This is a genomic window from Kitasatospora sp. NPDC001683 (genome assembly GCF_053596495.1).
In genome coordinates this window covers 84,267-104,365 of the sequence record NZ_JBSFGK010000024.1, presented here as the reverse complement: position 1 = coordinate 104,365, position 20,099 = coordinate 84,267, and the positions used below count along the sequence as shown (strand labels likewise).

At 73.9% G+C, this 20,099-nt stretch carries 15 protein-coding genes; 12 read left to right on the top strand and 3 right to left on the bottom strand.

Features of this window, described 5'->3' with window-relative positions; translation table 11 throughout:
- Positions 1–298: 298 nt before the first annotated feature.
- On the top strand, positions 299–3,508 hold the full coding sequence (locus ACWCYO_RS15855; protein WP_449784532.1) for a UvrD-helicase domain-containing protein: 3,210 nt from the start codon (positions 299–301) through the stop codon (positions 3,506–3,508).
- 194 nt (positions 3,509–3,702) lie between these two features.
- Entirely contained in the window at positions 3,703–4,890 is a 1,188-nt protein-coding gene (locus ACWCYO_RS15850; RefSeq protein ID WP_449784531.1) for a PP2C family protein-serine/threonine phosphatase, read from the top strand.
- Between the two features lie 28 nt (positions 4,891–4,918).
- Here the strand turns inward: ACWCYO_RS15850 and ACWCYO_RS15845 are convergent, their stop codons facing one another.
- Positions 4,919–5,890: an endonuclease/exonuclease/phosphatase family protein gene (locus tag ACWCYO_RS15845; RefSeq protein ID WP_270144320.1), complete on the bottom strand. Its 972-nt coding sequence runs from the start codon at positions 5,888–5,890 to the stop codon at positions 4,919–4,921.
- A 66-nt stretch (positions 5,891–5,956) separates the two neighbouring features.
- Between ACWCYO_RS15845 and ACWCYO_RS15840 the strand changes: the two genes are divergently transcribed.
- From ACWCYO_RS15840 to ACWCYO_RS15815, 6 genes are all read left to right on the top strand, one after another.
- Positions 5,957–6,589 carry a PadR family transcriptional regulator gene (locus ACWCYO_RS15840; RefSeq protein ID WP_449784530.1) on the top strand — a complete coding sequence of 211 codons (633 nt, stop codon included), beginning with the start codon at positions 5,957–5,959 and terminating at the stop codon, positions 6,587–6,589.
- Positions 6,590–6,667: 78 nt separating this feature from the next.
- The gene (locus ACWCYO_RS15835; RefSeq protein WP_270144316.1) at positions 6,668–7,432 is read left to right on the top strand and encodes an ABC transporter ATP-binding protein; all 765 of its coding nucleotides are present in this window, start codon (positions 6,668–6,670) and stop codon (positions 7,430–7,432) included.
- Positions 7,429–10,284: an FtsX-like permease family protein gene (locus ACWCYO_RS15830; RefSeq protein WP_449784529.1), complete on the top strand. Its 2,856-nt coding sequence runs from the start codon at positions 7,429–7,431 to the stop codon at positions 10,282–10,284. The genes ACWCYO_RS15835 and ACWCYO_RS15830 overlap by 4 nt, the downstream gene beginning before the upstream one ends.
- A gap of 146 nt (positions 10,285–10,430) precedes the next feature.
- Entirely contained in the window at positions 10,431–11,834 is a 1,404-nt protein-coding gene (locus ACWCYO_RS15825) for a dipeptidase (RefSeq protein ID WP_449784528.1), read from the top strand.
- Between the two features lie 94 nt (positions 11,835–11,928).
- Entirely contained in the window at positions 11,929–12,870 is a 942-nt protein-coding gene (gene nudC / locus ACWCYO_RS15820) for an NAD(+) diphosphatase (protein WP_270144311.1), read from the top strand.
- Between the two features lie 242 nt (positions 12,871–13,112).
- On the top strand, positions 13,113–13,952 hold the full coding sequence (locus ACWCYO_RS15815; RefSeq protein ID WP_270144309.1) for a GntR family transcriptional regulator: 840 nt from the start codon (positions 13,113–13,115) through the stop codon (positions 13,950–13,952).
- A gap of 36 nt (positions 13,953–13,988) precedes the next feature.
- On the opposite strand, the gene ACWCYO_RS15810 is transcribed toward ACWCYO_RS15815, so the two are convergent.
- Positions 13,989–14,246: a mycoredoxin gene (locus ACWCYO_RS15810; RefSeq protein ID WP_270144307.1), complete on the bottom strand. Its 258-nt coding sequence runs from the start codon at positions 14,244–14,246 to the stop codon at positions 13,989–13,991.
- Between the two features lie 264 nt (positions 14,247–14,510).
- Here ACWCYO_RS15810 and ACWCYO_RS15805 point away from each other — a divergent pair, with 264 nt between their 5' ends.
- The 4 genes from ACWCYO_RS15805 to ACWCYO_RS15790 all read left to right on the top strand — a co-directional run bounded on the left by ACWCYO_RS15805 (position 14,511) and on the right by ACWCYO_RS15790 (position 18,430).
- Positions 14,511–16,679 (top strand): ATP-dependent DNA helicase UvrD2, encoded by a 2,169-nt coding sequence (locus tag ACWCYO_RS15805; RefSeq protein ID WP_449784535.1) that lies wholly within the window; start codon positions 14,511–14,513, stop codon positions 16,677–16,679.
- Between the two features lie 349 nt (positions 16,680–17,028).
- Positions 17,029–17,496, top strand: coding sequence for a hypothetical protein (locus tag ACWCYO_RS15800; RefSeq protein WP_270144305.1), 468 nt, complete (start codon positions 17,029–17,031; stop codon positions 17,494–17,496).
- 167 nt (positions 17,497–17,663) lie between these two features.
- The gene (locus tag ACWCYO_RS15795) at positions 17,664–18,032 is read left to right on the top strand and encodes a WhiB family transcriptional regulator (RefSeq protein ID WP_370863281.1); all 369 of its coding nucleotides are present in this window, start codon (positions 17,664–17,666) and stop codon (positions 18,030–18,032) included.
- A gap of 152 nt (positions 18,033–18,184) precedes the next feature.
- Positions 18,185–18,430 carry a hypothetical protein gene (locus ACWCYO_RS15790; protein ID WP_270151012.1) on the top strand — a complete coding sequence of 82 codons (246 nt, stop codon included), beginning with the start codon at positions 18,185–18,187 and terminating at the stop codon, positions 18,428–18,430.
- A gap of 136 nt (positions 18,431–18,566) precedes the next feature.
- Here the strand turns inward: ACWCYO_RS15790 and ACWCYO_RS15785 are convergent, their stop codons facing one another.
- Complete coding sequence (locus tag ACWCYO_RS15785) at positions 18,567–20,009, bottom strand: ABC1 kinase family protein (protein ID WP_449784527.1); 1,443 nt, start codon at positions 20,007–20,009, stop codon at positions 18,567–18,569.
- Positions 20,010–20,099: the final 90 nt, after the last annotated feature.

Below are 20,099 nucleotides of genomic sequence, written 5' to 3'. Positions count from 1 at the left end.
CTCGCTTGTTGCTCCTCCCTTTCGGCACCGGCGCGCCCCTTCGGCTCGGGGCGGGGCCACTCACCCGCTCGCCTCCGGGGCGCTCTGACCCGGTGCTTCGGCTCGGGGCGGGGCCACTCACCCGCTCGCCTCCGGGGCGCTCTGGCCCGGTGCCGACGGTCGGCGCTCCGGCGCTCGTTCCTCGCTTGTTGCTCCTCCCTTTCGGCACCGGCGCGCCCCTTCGGCTCGGGGCGGGGAGTAGCCAGGGTCACGGAGGCCGGGCGCCCGGAGTGTCGGCTGCGCCCGTTAACGTTGCGGGGTGACCGCCGTGCTCAGCCATCCCGACCAGCTCAAGGAGCTGCTGGGCATCCCGTTCAACCGGGAACAGATGGCGGCCATCGGCGCCCCCCTCGCCCCCGCCGTGATCGTGGCCGGCGCCGGCTCCGGCAAGACCACCGTGATGGCCGCCCGGGTCGTCTGGCTGGTCGGCTCCGGCGCCGTACGCCCCGACGAGGTGCTCGGCCTCACCTTCACCAACAAGGCCGCCGGCGAACTCGCCGAACGCGTCCGCACCGCCCTGCTGCGCGCCGGCGTCGCCGACCGGGACGCCGCCGAACCGCTCGGCGAACCCGAGATCTCCACCTACCACGCCTTCGCCGGCCGCCTGCTCAAGGAACACGGCCTGCGCATCGGCATCGAGCCGGACGTGCGGCTGCTCGCCGACGCCACCCGCTTCCAGCTCGCCGCCAAGGTGCTGCGCACCGCCCGCGGCCCCTTCCCCGCCCTGACCGGCACCTTCGCCAACCTGGTCGCCGACCTGACCGCCCTGGACGGCGAACTCGCCGAGCACCTGGTCGAACCCGCCGCGCTGCGCGCGTACGACGAGGAACTGCTCGACACCCTCGCCACCGTCAAGCTCAGCAACGACGACTTGCGGGCCGTCCCCGTCACCGCCCGCGCCCGGCTGGAACTGCTGCGCCTGGTCGAGGACTACCGGCGCCGCAAGCAGAGCGCCGGACTGATGGACTTCGGCGACCAGATAGCCGCCGCCGCCCGCCTCGCCCAGCAGCGCCCCGAGGTCGGCGCCCTGTTGCGCGGCCAGTTCAAGGTCGTCCTGCTGGACGAGTACCAGGACACCTCCGTCGCCCAGCGCCTCATGCTGGCCGGCCTCTTCGGAGCCGGGGCCGGCCACCCGGTGACCGCCGTCGGCGACCCCTGCCAGGCCATCTACGGCTGGCGCGGCGCCTCCGTAGCCAACCTCGACGACTTCCCCCGGCACTTCCCCCGGGCCGACGGCCGCCCCGCCGACCGCTACGCGCTCAGCGAGAACCGCCGCAGCGGTGGGCGCCTGCTCGCCTTCGCCAACGAACTCGCCGCCCCGCTGCGCGCCGTGCACGAGGGCGTCGAGGCGCTGCGCCCGGCCCCCGGCGCCGAACAGGACGGCTACGTGCGGGCCGCGCTGCTGCCCACCCACGCCGAGGAGGTCGACTGGCTCGCCGACTCGATCGCCCACCTGGTGCGCACCGGCACCGCGCCCGGCCGGATCGCCGTACTGTGCCGGGGGGGCGCGGCCTTCCCGGACATCCACGCCGCGCTGGTCGCCCGCGAGGTGCCGGTCGAGGTGGTCGGCCTCGGCGGGCTGCTGCAACTGCCCGAGGTGGCCGACGTGGTGGCGGTATGCGAGGTGCTGCAGGACCCGACCGCCAACGCCGCCCTGGTGCGCCTGCTGATCGGCCCGCGCTGGCGGATCGGCACGCGCGACCTCGCCCTGCTCGGCCGCCGGGCCGCCGACCTGGTGCGCACCGAGCGGCCCGAGGGCGTGGAGGCGCTGGCCGCGGCCGTCGCCGAGGCCGACCCGACCGAGGTGGTCTCGCTGGCCGACGCGGTGGAGACCTTCCTCGACGCGGACCAGCCGGACGACCTGCCGTTCTCCGCCGAGGCCAGGGTGCGCTTCGCCCGGCTCGCCGCCGAACTGCGCGAACTGCGCCGCTCGCTCGCCGACCCGCTGATGGACGTGCTGCACCGGGTGCTGACCGTCACCGGGCTGGAGGTCGAACTCGCCGCCTCCCCGCAGGCGCTGGCCGCCCGCCGGCGGGAGACCCTGCACGCCTTCCTGGACGTCGCCGCCTCCTTCGCCGACCTGGACGGCGACCCGGGCCTGGCCGCCTTCCTCGGCTTCCTGCGCGCCGCCCAGGAGTACGAGCGCGGCCTGGACAGCAGCCTGCCCGGCGGCGAGGACACCGTGAAGGTGCTCACCGCGCACAAGTCCAAGGGCCTGGAGTGGGACGTGGTGGCCGTCCCCGGCCTGGTCAAGGGCGCGTTCCCGTCCGGCACCGCGCGCGAGCGCTGGACCAGCACCAAGCGGGTGCTCCCGCACGCCCTGCGCGGCGACGCCGCCACCCTGCCCGACGTGCGCGGCGGCTGGACCGCGAAGTCGATGGCCGCGTTCAAGAAGGAGCTGGCCGAGCACTCCGGCACCGAGGAACTGCGCCTGGGCTACGTCGCGTTCACCCGCCCCCGGTCCCTGCTGCTGGCCTCCGGGCACTGGTGGGGGCCCAGCCAGAAGACCGTCCGCGGCCCGTCGGCCTTCCTGGAGCAGCTGCGCGCGCACTGCGAGCAGCCGGGCGCCGGCGAGGTCGAGCACTGGGCCGAGCAGCCGGAGAAGGGCGCCGTGAACCCGGCGCTGGCCGCCGCCGTCGAACGCCCCTGGCCGCTGCCGCTGGACCCGGCCGCCCAGCAGGCCCGCCGCCGGGTCGCCGAGGTGGTGCGGGCCAGGATCGCCGTGACTCGCCCGTTCGCCTCCGGGCCCTCGGACCCGGAGCCGATGGCCGTCGAGGACCAGCGCCAGGTCGCCTCCTGGGACCGTGACCTGACCGCGCTGCTGGGCGAGTTGGAGCGCTCCCGGCGCACGGCCCGCGAGGTGCCGCTGCCGCCCGCGCTGTCCGCCACCCAGCTGCTGCGGCTGGCCGCCGACCCGGACGGCTTCGCCCGCGACCTGGCCCGCCCGATGCCGCGCCCCCCGCAGCCCGCCGCCCGGCGCGGCACCCGCTTCCACGCCTGGGTGCAGTCCCGGATCGAGCCGCTGCTGCTGATCGAACCCGGCGCGCTGCCCGGCGCCGACGACGACGGCATCGAGGACGAGCAGGACCTGGAGCGGCTCAAGGAGGCGTTCCTGCGCACCCCGTACGCCCAGCGCCGGCCCCACCGGGTCGAGGCGCCGTTCCAACTGGTGCTCGCGGGGCGGGTGGTGCGCGGCCGGATCGACGCGGTCTACCGGGACGGTGACGGGGTGACGGAATCCGGTGGTGCGTCACGCTACGAAGTGGTCGACTGGAAGACCCACCGCGAGGAGACCGCCGACCCGCTGCAGCTCGCGGTCTACCGGCTCGCCTGGGCCGAGCAGGCGGGCGTCGATCCCGAGCAGGTCACGGCTTCGTTCCTGTACGTCCGCAGCGGACGGATCGTGCGTCCGGAAGGACTTCCCGACCGAAAAGAGTTGGAACGGCTCCTGATCGGGAACAGTGACTAATGAGTCACGCAGCGCATCCAAGTCATCGCGCCGACGCCCGAAACCTGTGCGTCGTGCACGTTTCGTGCCTATTGTGGGGTCGGTAACCGGTCAACCCCCGTGCTCCGGCCGCCAGCGAGGCCCGCATTCCCTGACCCTCAGTCATCACCGCAGGTGCCCACGGGCATCGGCGTCTTCTGCTGGAGAGACCGAAGTTGAGCGCGACCGGATGGATCAGAGAGCGGTTCACCGGGCCGACCCCGGGACCCGCTCCGGGCGCGACCGGCACCTGGCCGAGGACGGCGCTCGCGCTGCCCCTCATCGGCATGGCGCTGATCGTCGTCCTCGACTACCTCAGCGGCACCGAGGTGACGGTCGAACCCGCCCTCACCGCCGTACCCGCGCTGGCCGCCGTGGTCAGCCGCCGCACCTGGTACCCGCTCGCCATCGGCCTGTGCACCGAGGCGGCGGCCTTCCTGATGGCCTTCCGCAGCGACGCGCTCGGCGAGTCCGTGCACGCCGCCAGCGTCATCGCGATCCTGCTGGTCGCCACGATCGGCTGGGTCAGCGCCACCCTGAGACTGCGCCAGGAACGCGCCCTGGCCGACGCCCAGCTGGTCGCCTCGATCGCCCGCCGGGTGCTGCTGCGGCCCGTCCCGGAAAGGGTCGGCAGCGTGCGCGCCGCCGTCCACTACGAGGCTGCCGCCGCCCACGCCCGCATCGGCGGCGACCTGTACGAGGTCGTCAACACCCGGCACGGCGTGCGGGCCGTGGTCGGCGACGTGCGAGGCAAGGGCCTCGGCGCGGTCGAGACCGCCGCCGCCGTCCTCGGCGCCTTCCGCGAGGCCGCCCACCAGGAGCCCGCCCTCGACCGGGTCGCCGGATGGCTGGCCGTCAGCCTCGACCGAGCCCTGCACGAGAACGACCATCCCGGAGTGGAGGAGGAGTTCGTCACCCTCGTACTGATCGGGGTGCGCCCCGACGGCACCGCCGAACTCGTCAACTGCGGCCACCCCGCGCCGCTGCTGCTGCGCGGCGGACTGGTCCGCCCGCTCGAACTCGCCGACACCGTACCGCCGCTGGGCGTCCTCGACCCGGCCGACGTCCACCCCCCGGTGCACCGGGTCCCGCTGGACGGCGGCGACCGGATACTGCTGTACACCGACGGGATGATCGAGGCCCGCGACCGTTCCGGCGTCTTCTACCCGCTCGCCGAACGCTTCCCGCGCTGCGCCGACGGCCGCCCCGCCGACGTGCTGCGGCGCCTGCACGAGGATGTGGTGCGCCACGTCGGCCGCCAACTCGGCGACGACGCGGCCATGCTGCTCCTGCAGTACGACCCGGCCCCGCCCGCCGTCGCCCACCTGCCCCAGCAGACCGGCGTCCTGACGAACACCCGCTGACGCCTCACCGCCTCACCGCCTCACCGCCTCACAGCGACACCCGCACCAGCAGCGGCCGGTGGTCCGACACCACGGCGCGCGGCGCCGCCGCCGGGCCCACCGCCGCGCGCGGCACCCCCACCGCCAGCACGTGGTCGAACTGCACCGCCGGCCGGTGCGAGGGGTACGTCGGCGTGCGCGCCAGGTCGTACCAGCCCTGCAGCCGGGCCCGCGGCTCGCGCAGCCGCCGCCGGCGCGGCCCGGGCACCGCCGTCCGGGCCCGCCGGGCCGCCCGCAGCTCCCGCACCCGCACCCGTGGCGCCGTGCGCTCCAGCGCCATCGCCCCGCCGAGCACCGTGCGCGGCACCGCACCGACCAGGTTGAAGTCCCCCAGCACCAGGTACGGCTGCGGCAGGTCGGCGATCCAGCTCCGGATCCCGGCCAGCTGCGCCATGTTCCAGCCCGGCACGAAGGACAGGTGCGCGGCCACCACGGTGAACGGTCCGCGCTCACCCTCCAGCACCGCCGCCAGCGCCGCCCGCGGCTCGTCCGGCACCGGGGTCAGCCCCCGCCGCCCGGCCACCCGCAGCGGCAGCCCGAACGGGGCCGGGGCGAAGCGCCGGGCCCGCCAGTGCCGCACCGGCAGCCTGGTCAGCAGCGCCGTCCCGTACGAGGGCACGGCACCGTCGCCGACCTCGCCCGGCCCGTACACCCGCAACCCGTTCGGCCCGGACGGCTCCGGCACCCAGCCCGCCACCGGCGCCGGGCGCCCGTGCAGCGCGGCGGCGAAGCGCCAGTCGCCCGCGCCCATCGCCGCGGCCGCCACCGCCGCCTGGTCCGTGCCGCCCGAGCGCACCTGGTGCCGGTCCACCTCCTGCAGCGCCAGGACGTCGGCGTCCAGCGCGGCGATCGCCTCGGCCAGCGGCGCGCCCGCGTCCACCGGGTAGGGCCGCGGCGCGCCGTCCGGGGCGAGCGGCTGACCGTGCAACAGGTTGAAGGTGGCGATGCGCAACTGGCTCACACCGCACGACGGTACCCGAGGGGCGCGGCTTGAGGCCGTAGGGCATACCGGGTATACATACTGAGTATGTCCATCCGCCACGGTCTGCTCGCCCTCCTCGACCAGGGCCCCCGCTACGGCTACCAGCTGCGCACCGAATTCGAGGCGCGCACCGGCGCCACCTGGCCGCTCAACGTCGGTCAGGTCTACACCACACTGTCCCGGCTGGAGCGCGACGGCCTGGTCGAGGCCGCCGGGGAGGACGAGGAAGGGCACCAGTTCTACGCCGTCACCGACGCCGGCCGCGCCGAACTGCGGGCCTGGTTCGACACCCCGGTGCCCCGGACCAACCCGCCGCGCGACGAACTGGCGATCAAGCTCGCGATGGCGGTGACCGTCCCGGGGGTGGACGTCTCCGCCGTCGTCCAGGGCCAGCGCCGGCACAGCATCAAGGCACTGCAGGACTACACCCGGCTCAAGGGCCGCGCCCTGGCCGGCGAGACGAGACCCGGCACCGTGCCCTCCGAGAGCAACGAACTCGCCTGGCTGCTCGTCCTCGACCAGCTCATCTTCCAGACCGAAGCCGAGATCCGCTGGCTCGACCACTGCGAGACCCGGCTCGCCCAGCAGGCCGAACTCCAGCAGGCCCGCGCCGCCGAGGCCGCCCGCGACGGCGCCGCCAAGAAGCCCGGCCGGCTCGGCCGCCGCACCCGCGCCTAGGCCCCCGAGGCCCCGCCACCCGATCCACACGGCCGGCGCCCCGAACGCCTGGCCCGTACCCAGTACAAGGGGGGAACCGTGTCCCACACCGACCAGTCCCGGCAGGCGCCGGTGCTGCACCTGGAGGACGTCACCCGCGTCCACGGCCAGGGCGCCGCCGAGGTCCAGGCCCTGCGCGGCGTCGACCTCAAGGTCCACCCCGGCGAGTTCGTCGCCGTCATGGGCCCCTCCGGCTCCGGCAAGTCGACCCTGCTCACCCTCGCCGGCGGCCTCGACACCCCGACCACCGGCCAGGTCCTGGTCGAAGGCGTCGCCCTCGGCACCCTCACCCGCAAGAAGCTCGCCCAGGTCCGCCGCCGCTCCGTCGGCTACGTCTTCCAGGACTACAACCTGATACCGGCCCTCACCGCCGCCGAGAACATCTCGCTGCCGCGCGAACTCGACGGCCTGTCCGCCCGCGCCGCCCGCCGCGAGGCCCTCGCCGCCCTGGAGGAACTCGGCATCCCCGAACTCGCCGACCGCTTCCCCGACGACATGTCCGGCGGCCAGCAGCAGCGCGTCGCCATCGCCCGCGCCCTGATCGGCGACCGCCGCCTCGTCCTCGCCGACGAACCCACCGGCGCCCTCGACTCCACCACCGGCGAAGCCGTCCTCGCCGTCCTGCGCGCCCGCTGCGACGCCGGCGCCGCCGCCATGATGGTCACCCACGAAGCCCGGCACGCCGCCTGGGCCGACCGGGTCGTCTTCCTGCGCGACGGCCGCATGGTCGACGAATCCGTCAGCCAGGACGCCGCCAGCCTGCTCGTCAGCGCCGCCGCCAACAGCAAGCAGGGGGACGAGTGAAGCCCGGCGCCTGGCGGCTCGCCCTGCGCATCGCCCGCCGCGACGCCCTGCGCGCCAAGGGCCGCAGCGCCCTGGTGATCGCCATGGTGGCGCTGCCCGTCCTCGGCGTCACCGGCGCCGACGTGTTCTTCCGCAGCGCCACCCTCGAACCCGCCGAGAAGGTCGTCCGGACCATGGGCCGGGCCGACGGCCAACTGGAGATGGTCGAACGCGGCGGCTCCGTCAAACAGGCCCCCGACCCGAGCGACCAGTCGTACCTGGTCCTCAACCCCAAGTACGAGGTCAAGGACGGCGCCGCCCCCCAGTACACCCCCGCCCAGCAGCGCTCCCGCGACACCGAACCCGCCCGACTCGCCCAGCAGTTGCTGCCACCCGGCAGCACCCTGGTGCCCGAGAGCCAGGGCCCGGACACCGCGGCCAGCAGCACCGAGGGCCTGCTCACCACCCGCACCAGCGAAGCCGACCTCACCGACCCCATCTGGCACGGCCGGATCGACCTGGTCGAGGGCAGCGCCCCCGTCGACGACCGACAGGTCGCCGTCACAAGGGCGTTCCTCAACCGCTCCGGCCTCAGGATCGGCGACCGCACCACCGTCCGCGGCCTGGAAGCCAGCCCCTTCACCATCACCGCCGTCGTCGAGCACCCCGGCGACCTCAAGGGCACCGAACTCATCGCCCGCCCCGGCACCCTGATCGGAAAGCTCCCCGAGACCACCGGCCACGACGCCGCCTCCGCCACCCGCTGGCTGGTCAAGCTCCCCGCCGGCGCCACCCTCGACTGGGCCAAGGTCACCGAACTCAACGGCTACGGCTTCGTCCTGGCCTCCCGCACCGTCATGCTCGACCCGCCGGCCCGCGCCGACGTCCCCTACTACGTCGAAATGGACCGGATCACCCGCGCCAGCGGCACCGCGCTCCTCGACCGCACCGCCGTCGTCATCCTCGCCACCGTCGTCGGCATGGCCCTGCTGGAGATCGTCCTCCTCGCCGGCCCCGCCTTCGCCGTCGGGGCCCGCCGCTCCCGGCGCCAGCTCGGCCTGCTCGCCGCCGCGGGCGGTGACCGCGCCAACGTCCGCGCGGTCGTCCTCGGCGGCGGCATCGTCCTCGGCCTCACCGGCGCCGCCATCGGACTCGGCCTCGGCGTCGGCCTGGTCGCCCTGCTGCGCACCCGGGCCGAGGACTACTCCGGCGCCCGCTTCGGCCACTTCAACCTCCAGCCGCTCGACCTGCTCGCCGTGCTCCTGGTCGGCCTCGTCACCGGACTGCTCGCCGCCATCGTGCCCGCCGTCCAGGCCTCCCGCCAGGACGTCGTCTCCGCCCTCACCGGCCGCGACTCGCTCAAGCCCCCGAGCCGCAAACTCGCCCTGCTCGGCCTGCTGATGCTCCTCGCCGGCGCCGCCCTCGCCTTGGTCGGAGCGACCAGCGGCTTCTCCAGCCGCACCCTCGCCGTCCTCGGCGGCTCGCTCCTCGCCGAACTCGGCATGGTCGCCCTCACCCCGTACCTGGTCGGCCTGTTCGGCAAGCTCGGCCGCTGGCTCTCGCTCGGCCCCCGGCTCGCCCTGCGCGACTCCGTCCGCCACCGCGGCCGCACCGCGCCCGCCGTCGCCGCCGTGATGGCCGCCGTCGCCGGCTCCGTCGCCGTCAACGTCTACCTCGCCAGCTACGACGACCAGTACCGCCGCGAGTACGTCGCCGCCGGCCCCTCCGGCGCCGTCATGCTCGGCACCGGCTACGGCAACGCCACCGAGACCAAACTGCTGCCGCAGATGCGCGACAGCGTGGAACGCAGCATCCCCGCCCTCGGCCCGCGCGCCGACGTCTCCCAGGTCGACTACAAGGGCGACTGCCAGAACGGCGACTCCTGCGGCTACATCCAGGTCATGCCGCCCAAGGAACGGCGCTGCCCGGTCTTCGACCGCGACTCCCCGGCCGGACCCGACGAGATCAAGCAGGTGATGAGCACCGACCCGCGCTGCCAGGTCCACGACCGCCGCGGCAGCCACTACGGCTCCGTCACGGCCGGCGACGCCACCCTGCTGCGCAACCTGTACGGCGTCACCGACCCGGCCGCCGGCCAGGCCCTCACCGCCGGCAAGGCCGTGGTCTTCGACCCGCGCTACTACAAGGACGGCAAGGTCGTCCTGCGCTACAGCGAGCCGGTGACCACGGCCACCGACGGCACGCCCACCAAGCCCAGGACCACCGAGACCGCCATCGACGCCGTCCTCGCCCCCGCCGCGCTGCCGGCCCCCGGCCAGATCGTGCTCACCCCGGACGCGGCCACCCGGCTCGGCTTCACCACCAGGCCCGCCGGCTCGGTCTGGCTGCCCCAGGCCGCGCCCTCCGACGGCGACCAGCAGAAGGCCGACGGCGCCCTCGCCAAGCTCACCGACCACACCGTCCTCGAGATCGAGCGCGGCTACCAGTCCAAGGCCGGACTCATCGGCCTCGGCCTGGCCGGCTTCGCCGCCCTCGTCGCCCTCGGCGCGGCCGGCATCGCCACCGGACTGGCCGCCGCCGACTCCCAGCGCGACCTGACCACCCTCGCCGCGGTCGGCGCCGAACCCCGCATCCGGCGCTCGCTGTCCGGCTTCCAGTGCGGAGTGATCGCCGCCATGGGCACCCTGCTCGGCGCCGTCTGCGGCGTGCTGCCGGCCGTCGCCCTGCGCAAGGTCCAGGGCCTCGCGGCCGACTACCCCGGCATCAGCCCCGAGGAACTCGCCGACAGGTCGTCCGTGGTCCTGCCCTGGCCCACCATCGGCGCCACCGTCGTGGTGCTGCCGCTGCTCGCGGCGGGCCTGGCCGCGCTGCTCACCCGCTCGCGGATCTCGCTGCTGCGCCGCACGGGCTGAGGCCGGCGGCCCGGTCCGATGGCCTGGTCCGTCGCCCCCGTCCGCGCGACCGTCGCGGCGGGGGTGACGGAGGTTACAGCCCCGACGGGGTCCGGCACCCGGAGGGCCGGGGCTGGCACTCACACGGGCGAACTACAGTCGTCGGTATGACGAGAACTCCGGACAGCGCCGTCCGCTCCTACATCGACCAGCACCAGGACGCCTTCCTCGCCGACCTCTCCGAGTGGCTGGCCATCCCCTCGGTCTCCGCCGACCCCGAGCGCGCCGGCGACGTGCGCCGCTCCGCCGAGTGGCTGGCCGCGAAGCTGAGCGGGACCGGCTTCCCGGTCGCCGAGGTGTGGGAGACCGACGGGCTGCCGGCGGTGTTCGCCGAGTGGCCGTCCGGGGACCCGTCCGCGCCGACCGTCCTGGTCTACGGGCACCACGACGTGCAGCCCGCCGCCAAGGAGGACGGTTGGGACACCGAGCCGTTCACCCCGACCGTGATCGGCGAGCGGCTGTACGCGCGCGGCGCGGCCGACGACAAGGGCCAGGTGTTCTTCCACACCCTGGGCGTGCGCGCCCACCTGGCCGCCACCGGCCGCAGCGCGCCGGCCGTCAACCTCAAGCTGCTGATCGAGGGCGAGGAGGAGTCCGGCTCGCCGCACTTCGCCGACCTGGTCCGGCGCGAGGCCGAGCGGCTGGCCGCCGACGTGGTGGTCATCTCCGACACCGGCATGTGGTCCGAGACCACCCCGACCGTGTGCACCGGCATGCGCGGCCTCGCGGACGCCCAGCTCGACCTGTACGGGCCGGACACCGACATCCACTCCGGCTCCTTCGGCGGCGCCGTCCCCAACCCGGCCCAGGTCGCGGCGGAACTGGCCGCCGCCCTGCACGACGACGACCGCAGGGTCGCGATCCCGGGCTTCTACGACGGGATCGTGGAACTGACCGAGCGCGAGCGCGAGCTGTTCGCCGAACTGCCCTTCGACGAGGCGCAGTGGCTGCGCGTCGCCAAGTCGTACGGCACCCGCGGCGAGGCCGGGTACACCACCCTGGAGCGGGTCTGGGCCCGCCCGACCGCCGAGGTCAACGGCATCTGGGGCGGCTACACCGGCCCCGGCGGCAAGACCATCGTGCCGTCCTCGGCCCACCTCAAGCTGTCCTTCCGGCTGGTCGCCGGCATGGAGGTGGAGAAGGTCCGCGAGGCGGTCCGGGCCTGGGTCGCCGAGCGGGTGCCCGAGGGCATCCGGTACGAGCTGGTCTTCCCGGGCGCGACCCGGCCCTGCCTGACCCCGCTCGACCACCCGGCGCTGCAGTCCACCGTCCGCGCCATGGGCCGCGCCTTCGGGCAGAAGATCCTCTTCACCCGCGAGGGCGGCTCGGGCCCCGCGGCCGACCTGCAGGACGTGCTGGGCGCGCCGGTGCTGTTCCTCGGCATCTCGGTGCCCTCGGACGGCTGGCACTCGGTCAACGAGAAGGTCGAGCTGGACCTGCTGGCCAAGGGCGTCGAGACCGCCGCCTACCTGTGGGGCGACCTGGCCGAGAACTTCCGGCCCGGCGCGTGAGCTCGCTCGCTGCAGGCCCGTATGAGAGCCCGTTCGCGCACCATCGCAGTCAGATCACTCATCCGGATGATTCACCACGTGGGGATGGAACGAAGTGAGCACCGTGCCTGAGACCGAGCGCCCGCTGGCCCTGGCCCTGGCCAGGGCAGGGGTGGACCGGGCCGCCGAGCACCGGTTCGACGAGCCCTGGCTGGCGGCCGCCTGGAGCCACCCCACCACCCGGGTGCTGCCGATCGCCGGCGGCGAGGCCTTCGTCGTCGACACCGCGCAGGGCACCGAACTCGTCCTGCTGCCCTCCTTCGAGGCGCCGCAGACCGGGGACCGCTACTTCCTCGGCACCGACGAGGACGGCGTCTCCTACTTCGCGCTGGCCGGCGAGAGCCTGCCCGGCCGACTGGACGGCGACGCCCGCCCGGCCGGGCTGCGCGAGGTCGGCGCGCTGCTGTCCGACCGCGACGCCGGCCTGCTGGTGCACGCCGTCGCCCTGGAGCACTGGCACCGGCTGCACAGCTTCTGCTCGCGCTGCGGCCACCCGACCGAGAAGGCCGGCGCCGGGCACGTGCGGCGCTGCACCTCCTGCGCGGCCGAGCACTACCCGCGCACCGACCCGGCGGTGATCATGGTGATCACCGACGAGCAGGACCGCTGCCTGCTCGGCCGCCAGGCGCTGTGGCCGGAGGGCCGCTGGTCCACGCTGGCCGGCTTCGTCGAGCCGGGGGAGTCCATCGAGCAGGCGGTGGCCCGCGAGGTCCAGGAGGAGGCGGGGGTGCGGGTCGGCGAGGTCCGCTACGTCGCCAGCCAGCCCTGGCCGTTCCCGTCCAGCCTGATGCTCGGCTTCATGGGCAGGGCCCTGCCCGGCGGCACCGAGATCACCGTGGACGGCGAGGAACTGGCCGAGGCGCGCTGGTTCTCCCGCGAGGAGCTGCGCGCCGGGATGGAGGCCGGCGAGATCCTGCCGCCCTCCGGCATCTCGATCGCCCGTCACCTGGTCGAACTCTGGTACGGCGAACCGCTGCCCGCGGCGGCGCGCTGGTAATCCGGTACGAAATCCCGGGCGCTGCCGTGCACTTCCGCGCCCATGGGGGGCGCGTGGCTTATGCCGCGCGCCCCCGATTTCCTTTCCCAACCCTTCCCGAATCCGCCACGACCGGCTGTTCGTGGCCGGACGGGCCAGTTCTGCTACCGTCGGGTGCTCCAGTGTCCCCGCCGTCAACCCGCGCGGACGACATTGCCGGAAACGGCTGAAACCGCGTCACCGCGCTCGCTACATTCACTCGGGTGACAATTCCCCGGGGCACCGCCCAATCCCCCAAATACCAGCGCCTCGCCGCCGACCTGCGCCGCCGGATCGCCGAGGGCGAGTTCACCGCCGACGCCGCCCTGCCGGTCGAGAGCGAACTGGAACGCCAGTACGGCGTCGCCCGCAACACCGTCCGGCTCGCCGTCGACGTCCTGGTCAACGAAGGCCGCCTCGTCCGCCTCCAGGGCAAGGGCACCTACCTGCGCGAACACCCCGTGCTCGACCACCGCGCCTACGGACCCACCCTGCCCCCCGCGCCCCGCGACTGCCTCGCCGCACCCTCCGCCGTCTACCTCGGCGAAGCCGCCGAAGCCGGGCGCGAACTCAGCACCGACTTCGAGATGATGATCGTCCGGGCCCGCGTCGACATCGCCGAACGCCTCGGACTGCGCCCCGGCGAGGCCATCGTCGTCCGCCGCCAGCTGCGCCTGCTCGACCGCGAGCCGTACTCCATCGAGGAGAGCCACTACCGGGCCGGGCTCGCCGCCGGCACCCCGCTGATGGAACCCGACCCCGTCGAAGGCGGCGACGAAGCCGTCCTCGCCGCCCTCGGCCGCACCGAGATCGGCGCCGTCGACCACCTCGTCGCCCGGATGCCCGGCCCCGAGGAAGCCCAGTGGTTCCAGGGCGGCCCCGGCGTCCCGCTCATGGTCCAGACCCGCGTCACCTACGACCGGCGCGGCCCCGTCCGGGTCATCGAGACCCGCTACTCGGCCGACCGCAGCCGGCTCGTCTACGGCATCGGCGACCTCGGCGCGCGCACCACCCTGCCCGCCCCCGCCACCCCCGTCGACCCCGCCCGGGCCGACGCGCCGTGACGCGCGCCGCCCCCGGGCGGACCTCCCGACGCCCGGTCAGGCGGCCAGGGCCTTCTTGACCTGGATCAGGCTCGGGTTCGTCATCACGACCCGCTCGCCGCCGCCCACCGGCTCGACCAGCACCGTCGGCACCGTCTGGTTGCCGTCGTTCACCGACTCCACGAAGGCCGCCGACGCCGGGTCCTCCTCGATGTTGATCTCGGTGTAACCGATGCCTTCACGGTCCAGCTGGCTCTTGAGCCGGTTGCAGTACCCACACCAGGTCGTGCTGTACATCGTCACGCTGCCGGACATCGAGGGGGCTCCTTCGAAAGAGGGGTTCGTACGGTCTCACAGCCGCAACGTCCACCGGACGGCGGGCATTCCGGCCACCGCACCCGGGACATGCGCAGCGATCATCCTGCGATCACACCGGGCCTGTGGACAACCCCGCCCCCGTTGTCCCACCGGGCTGAGAGGATGGAACGCATGCAGGAAGACCTCTTGAGCGGCAGCCCGTACGACGGCCCCCACGGCTCCCCCTGGGCCGACCCCGGCGCCGCCACGGGCCCCGACGCCGTGCTCGCCGGGCTCGACCCCGAACAGCGCGCCGTCGCCACCGCCCTGCACGGACCCGTCTGCGTCCTCGCCGGCGCCGGCACCGGCAAGACCCGCGCCATCACCCACCGCATCGCCTACGGCGTGCGCAGCGGCGTCTACCAACCCGCGCAGGTCCTCGCCGTCACCTTCACCGCCCGCGCCGCCGGCGAGATGCGCGGCCGACTGCGCCAGCTCGGCGCCGACGGCGTCCAGGCCCGCACCTTCCACGCCGCCGCCCTGCGCCAGCTCCAGTACTTCTGGCCCCGCGCCGTCGGCGGCCCGGTGCCCCAGCTCCTCGAACGCAAGGTCCAGCTCGTCGCCGAAGCCGCCGGCCGCTGCGGACTGCGCGTCCAGCGCACCGAACTGCGAGACCTCACCGCCGAGATCGAATGGGCCAAGGTCACCCAGACCGCCCCCGAGGACTACCCCGCCGCCGTCGCCAAGTCCGGCCGCGAAGCCCCCCGCGACCCCGCCGAGACCGCCCAGGTCTACCGCGTCTACGAGGAGACCAAGACCCGCCGCGGCAGCATCGACTTCGAGGACGTCCTGCTGCTCACCGCCGCCATCCTCGAGGACCGCCCCGACATCGCCGACCAGGTCCGCAACCAGTACCGGCACTTCACCGTCGACGAGTACCAGGACGTCTCCCCGCTCCAGCAACGCCTCCTCGACCAGTGGACCGGCCCCGGCGGCGGCGCCAGCCTCTGCGTCGTCGGCGACGCCAGCCAGACCATCTACTCCTTCACCGGTGCCACCCCCGACTACCTGCTGAACTTCCGCAGCCGCCACCCCGAGGCGACCGTCGTCAAACTCGTCCGCGACTACCGCTCCACCCCCCAGGTCGTCCACCTCGCCAACGGACTGCTCGCCCAGGCCCGCGGCGAGGCCGCCCGCCACCGCCTCGAACTCGTCTCCCAGCGCGAGGCCGGCCCCGAACCCGTCTACACCGAGTACGACGACGAACCCACCGAGGCCGAGACCACCGCCCGCCGGATCAAGGACCTGCTCGCCACCGGCGTGCGCGCCAGCGAGATCGCCGTCCTGTTCCGCACCAACGGCCAGTCCGAGGTCTACGAACAGGCCCTCGCCGACCTCGGCGTCCCCTACCAGCTCAAGGGCGCCGAACGGTTCTTCGAACGCCCCGAGGTCCGCGACGCCGGCGTCCTGCTGCGCGGCGCCGCCCGCGCCGCCGCCGACCCGCTCACCGCCGGCGCCCCCGACCTCGCCGGCCAGGTCCGCGCCGTCCTCGCCAGCCGCGGCTTCACCCCCGAACCGCCCGCCGGCTCCGGTGCCGTCCGCGACCGCTGGGAATCCCTCGCCGCCCTCGTCCGCCTCGCCGAGGAGTTCGAGCGCACCCGCACCGCCGACGGCCTGACCACCGACCTCGCCGCGTACGTCGCCGAACTCGACGCCCGCGCCGCCGCCCAGCACGCCCCCGCCGTCGAAGGCGTCACCCTCGCCTCCCTGCACGCCGCCAAGGGCCTCGAATGGGACGCCGTCTTCCTCGTCGGCCTCACCGAGGGCACCCTGCCGATCATCTACGCCAAGACCGACGAACAGATCGAGGAGGAACGCCGCCTCCTCTACGTCGGCGTCACCCGCGCCCGCAAACACCTCAGCCTCTCCTGGGCCCTCTCCCGCTCCCCGGGCGGCCGCGCTTCCCGCAAGCCCAGCCGCTTCATGGACGGGCTGCGCCCCGGCTCCACCGCCCCGGGCGCACGCACCGGCGCGCGCGGCGGGCGGGGGAGCGTCGAACCCGGCGAGCGCTCGGCCGCCCGGCGGGTCCGCGGCCCGGTCAAGTGCCGGGTCTGCGACAAGCCGCTCACCGACGCCGTCGAACGCAAGCTGCGCCGCTGCGAGGACTGCCCGTCCACGATGGACGAGGCGCTGTACGAGCGGCTGCGCGAGTGGCGGTCCCGGGTGGCGAAGGAGCAGGGCGTCCCGGCGTACGTGGTGTTCACCGACGCGACGCTGATGGCGATCGCCGAGGACGTGCCCGCCGGCCACCGGGAACTGTCCCTGATCTCGGGGGTCGGCGCCATGAAGCTGGACAAGTACGGGGCTGCCGTGCTCTCTTTGTGCGCGGGGGAGGAGCCCGAGGAGGATCCGGACGGCGTCGAGGACGACGGTCCGGTCGATCCGGCGTGAGCCGGCGCGGGCGCGGTCCAGGGGACTGCTCGGGGGACTTCGCAACCGCCGCGGACGGTCGTGGCGAGCGCCGCGGGACGTCGCGGCGACCGCTGCGGAACGCCGCGCGGACTGCCGCGGAACACCGCGCGGATCGTGCCGTCGATGGCGTCGCGTGAACTCGCGTGAAAAATAGTTTGCGCGGCATACCGGGAGCGCAATAGCCTGCCGGAGCGGTCAAGGGGACGCGGTCGCACGGGGTGAAACCTGTGCTGATTCCCCTCGCCCCACAGCTTTACCGAGACAGACATCCGAACATTCGGAGCCAGGGGAACCAGGCTCCGCGAGACGCCGAGAGGAGGCGAAGACAGTGGGAAACATCATGATCACCAAAATGACTGGCCAGACCGTTGTCGCTGCCTCCCTGCGTGCCGCCCGTCTGCGGGCGCTCGCCGAGCTCGGTGGAACCGGTCTGGGTCTCGACGCCACCGGTGTCTCCGTCGCCTCCGTTGCCTCCGTTGTCAGTGGTCTTGGACACACTGATCTTTGCCTCACGGGCGGCAGGAGTGTCGAAGGCACCGTTGTCGAGACCGGTCTGTCCCGTGACTGGGCCTCGGTCGGCTTTTCGCGTCCCGAGTGCGATGAGCGACCGACCCAGGCACCGAAGGCGGCCGTAGCCGCCGCCATGCATGGCGGCTATGCGCAGGTCATCGGTGCCGGAAACGCCCAGAAGCAGAACGAGCAGCAGATCAACCAGGCCGCGGCCGCCTTCATCGGCGCCAAGGCCATCCGGATGCGGGCCTTCCGCGGGCCTGAACCCTGGAGAGAACGAACCTGAGTCAGCCTCAGGTCGGCGCCTCCAGGGCCGCGGAACCCGTCACACCGGGATCCGCGGCCCTTCTGTTTTGTCCGGTACGCAAGACCACCCAGGCCCCCCGGGGCCTCCGGCCCAGACCACCAGTCCACTGGGCCGGAACCACTGAGAAGACGAGGAAGACGCCAACAGTGTCCACGGTCATCACGCCGCCCATCCCGTCCGTACCGCCGACAAGCCAGATCACCAAGGCCGACCAGGCCGACCCCCCGGAGGTTCCGTTCATGCAGCTCAACTCGATCGAGCAGGCCGAGGCGCTCGGTCTCCCCATCCCCTGCCGCGCCTTCGACCCCGAGGTCTTCTTCGCCGAGACGCCCGCCGACGTCGAGTACGCGAAGTCCCTCTGCGGCACCTGCCCGGTGAAGGAGGCCTGCCTGGCCGGCGCCCTCGAGCGCCGCGAGCCGTGGGGCGTCTGGGGCGGCGAGCTGTTCGTCCAGGGCGTCGTCGTGGCCCGCAAGCGGCCGCGTGGCCGTCCGCGCAAGACCGAGGTCATGGCGTGAACCCCGCCGACCACGTCAGGGCCGTCCGCCGGGGAGAGCAGCCCCCGCTGGACACCGCCCTCCGCCGGTCCGTACGGATCGCCGCCGCCAAGGCCGACTCAGCGGCCAGCACCCGCCCATTCCCGAGCACGCACCACGAGCAGGACCACCACATGACCCCCGCCGCCATCGATCCCACCGTCCGCGCCGAGCAGACCACCGAACTTCAGATCCAGAACAGGACTCTCGAGATGCAACTTCTGCATGAATCCCTGGCCCGTGCCCATATGCAAGACAGGCTCCAGGAGGCCGAGGAGCAACGCCTCGTCAGCCGGGTCGTCCGGGCCCGCAAGCTCCGGCAGCGGGCCGAGCGGGCCTCCATGCGGGCCCGCAAGGCGCTCGCCGTCGCGCTGATGTAGGCGCGACCGCCGCTGATCCGACTGACCCCCGTCGTGCCGCAGGCCGCCCCCCGTTCGCGGGGAGCGGCCTGCGGCCGTTGTGGTCGGGGGTCGTCGCCTTTGCGGTCGCCCTTGCCGTCGTCCTTGCCGCCGTCCTTCAGGGGCGGGCGGGCTTGGTGGCCTTCCTGGCCGTTGCCGGGGTGCGTTGCGTGGGCTTGGCCGCCTCGGCCGCGTTTGCGGCCTTGACCGGCTTGACCGGTGTCGTGCGCGGCCGGTTGGAGAACTCGGGCAGCCACTCCAGCATCTCGGCGCGGAACGGTGCCTTGGCGCCCAGCTGGCACAGCACCCCGATGGTGCTCAGCGTCACCCGGTGGATCAGCAGGTACGCGGGCGGCAGGTTCAGCTGCTTGCCCAGGTTGTAGGCGGGCGAGCGCGGGTCGGCGATCCGGGCCGCCTGGGCTCGCATCCAGGCCCGGGTGAAGTGGAAGCTGTCCACCGCGGCCGGCTCGATGATCGGCAGCAGGTAGTCCAGCACCGCGTCCGGGTCCAGCTGGATCGAGGGCTTCACGAAGCCCTCCTCGCGCAGCATCTTCAGCACGCCCGCCGCGTCCCCGTCCAACGCCATCCGCAGCGAGGCCCCGATCGGCGCGGGCAGCCCGCCCGGCAGCCGGTCCACCGTGCCGAAGTCCAGCACACCCAGGCGCCAGCCGCCGACCGGTCCGTCGTCCTTCAACAGCCGGAAGTTGCCCGGGTGCGGGTCCGCGTGCAGCAGGCCGGTCCGGGACGGACCGGCGAACAGGAACCGGGCCAGTAGCTGCCCGGCGCGGTCACGCTCCTCCTGGGTGCCGTTCGCGATCACCTCGGCCAGCGGGGTGCCGTCCATCCACTCGGTGACCAGCACCTGGTCGGCCTGCGCCACGACGACCGGCACCACGATGTCCGGGTCGCCCGCGAACTCCTCGGCGTGCCGACGCTGGGCCTGCGCCTCCAGCTCGTAGTCCAGCTCCTCCGAGACGCGCTCGCGCAGTTCGGTGATCAGCGGCTTGATGTCCAGCCCGGGGATCAGCGGGCCGAGCAGCCAGGCCACCCGGCTCAGCTGGGAGAGGTCGGCGAGCAGTGCGTCACCCGCGCCCGGGTACTGCACCTTGACCGCGACCTGTCTGCCGTCGTGCCAGACCGCCCGGTGCACCTGGCCGATCGAGGCGGCCGCCGCCGGGCGGTCGTCGAACTCCAGGAACAGCTCGCGCCACCCGTCCCCGAGCCGCTGGGCCAGCGCGGTGTGCACCTTGGCGGCGGGCATCGGGGGAGCGGCGTCCTGCAGCTTGGTGAGCGCGGCCCGGTACGGCCCGGCGACCTCCTCGGGCAGCGCGGCCTCGAAGACGGACAGCACCTGCCCGAACTTCATCGCCCCGCCCTTGAGCTCCCCCAGGACCTTGAACAGCTGGTCCGCGGTGGCCTGCTGGAGCTCGGCCGTCACCACCTCGGCGGAGCGGCCGCCGATGCGCCTGCCCAGCCCGAGCGTGGCGCGGCCGGCTATCCCCAGCGGCAGGGCGGCGAGCCGTGCCGTGCGGGTCACTGCCTTGCGCGGAAGATCGCTCACCCGGGCCTCCAATCCCCTGGCCCCCCGACACCGGACGGCCCACCATCACTAGGCCATTGTGCCCGCTTCCCGGAGTGCGTCCGCCGGTAT

Bases quoted from the DNA above. Each gene is read 5' to 3' on its own strand.
- ACWCYO_RS15790 (WP_270151012.1), top strand. From the start codon at position 18,185: ATGACCCCCGCCGCCATCGATCCCACCGTCCGCGCCGAGCAGACCACC.
- ACWCYO_RS15840 (WP_449784530.1), top strand. From the start codon at position 5,957: ATGTCCATCCGCCACGGTCTGCTCGCCCTCCTCGACCAGGGCCCCCGC.
- ACWCYO_RS15810 (WP_270144307.1), bottom strand. From the start codon at position 14,246: ATGTCCGGCAGCGTGACGATGTACAGCACGACCTGGTGTGGGTACTGC.
- ACWCYO_RS15825 (WP_449784528.1), top strand. From the start codon at position 10,431: ATGACGAGAACTCCGGACAGCGCCGTCCGCTCCTACATCGACCAGCAC.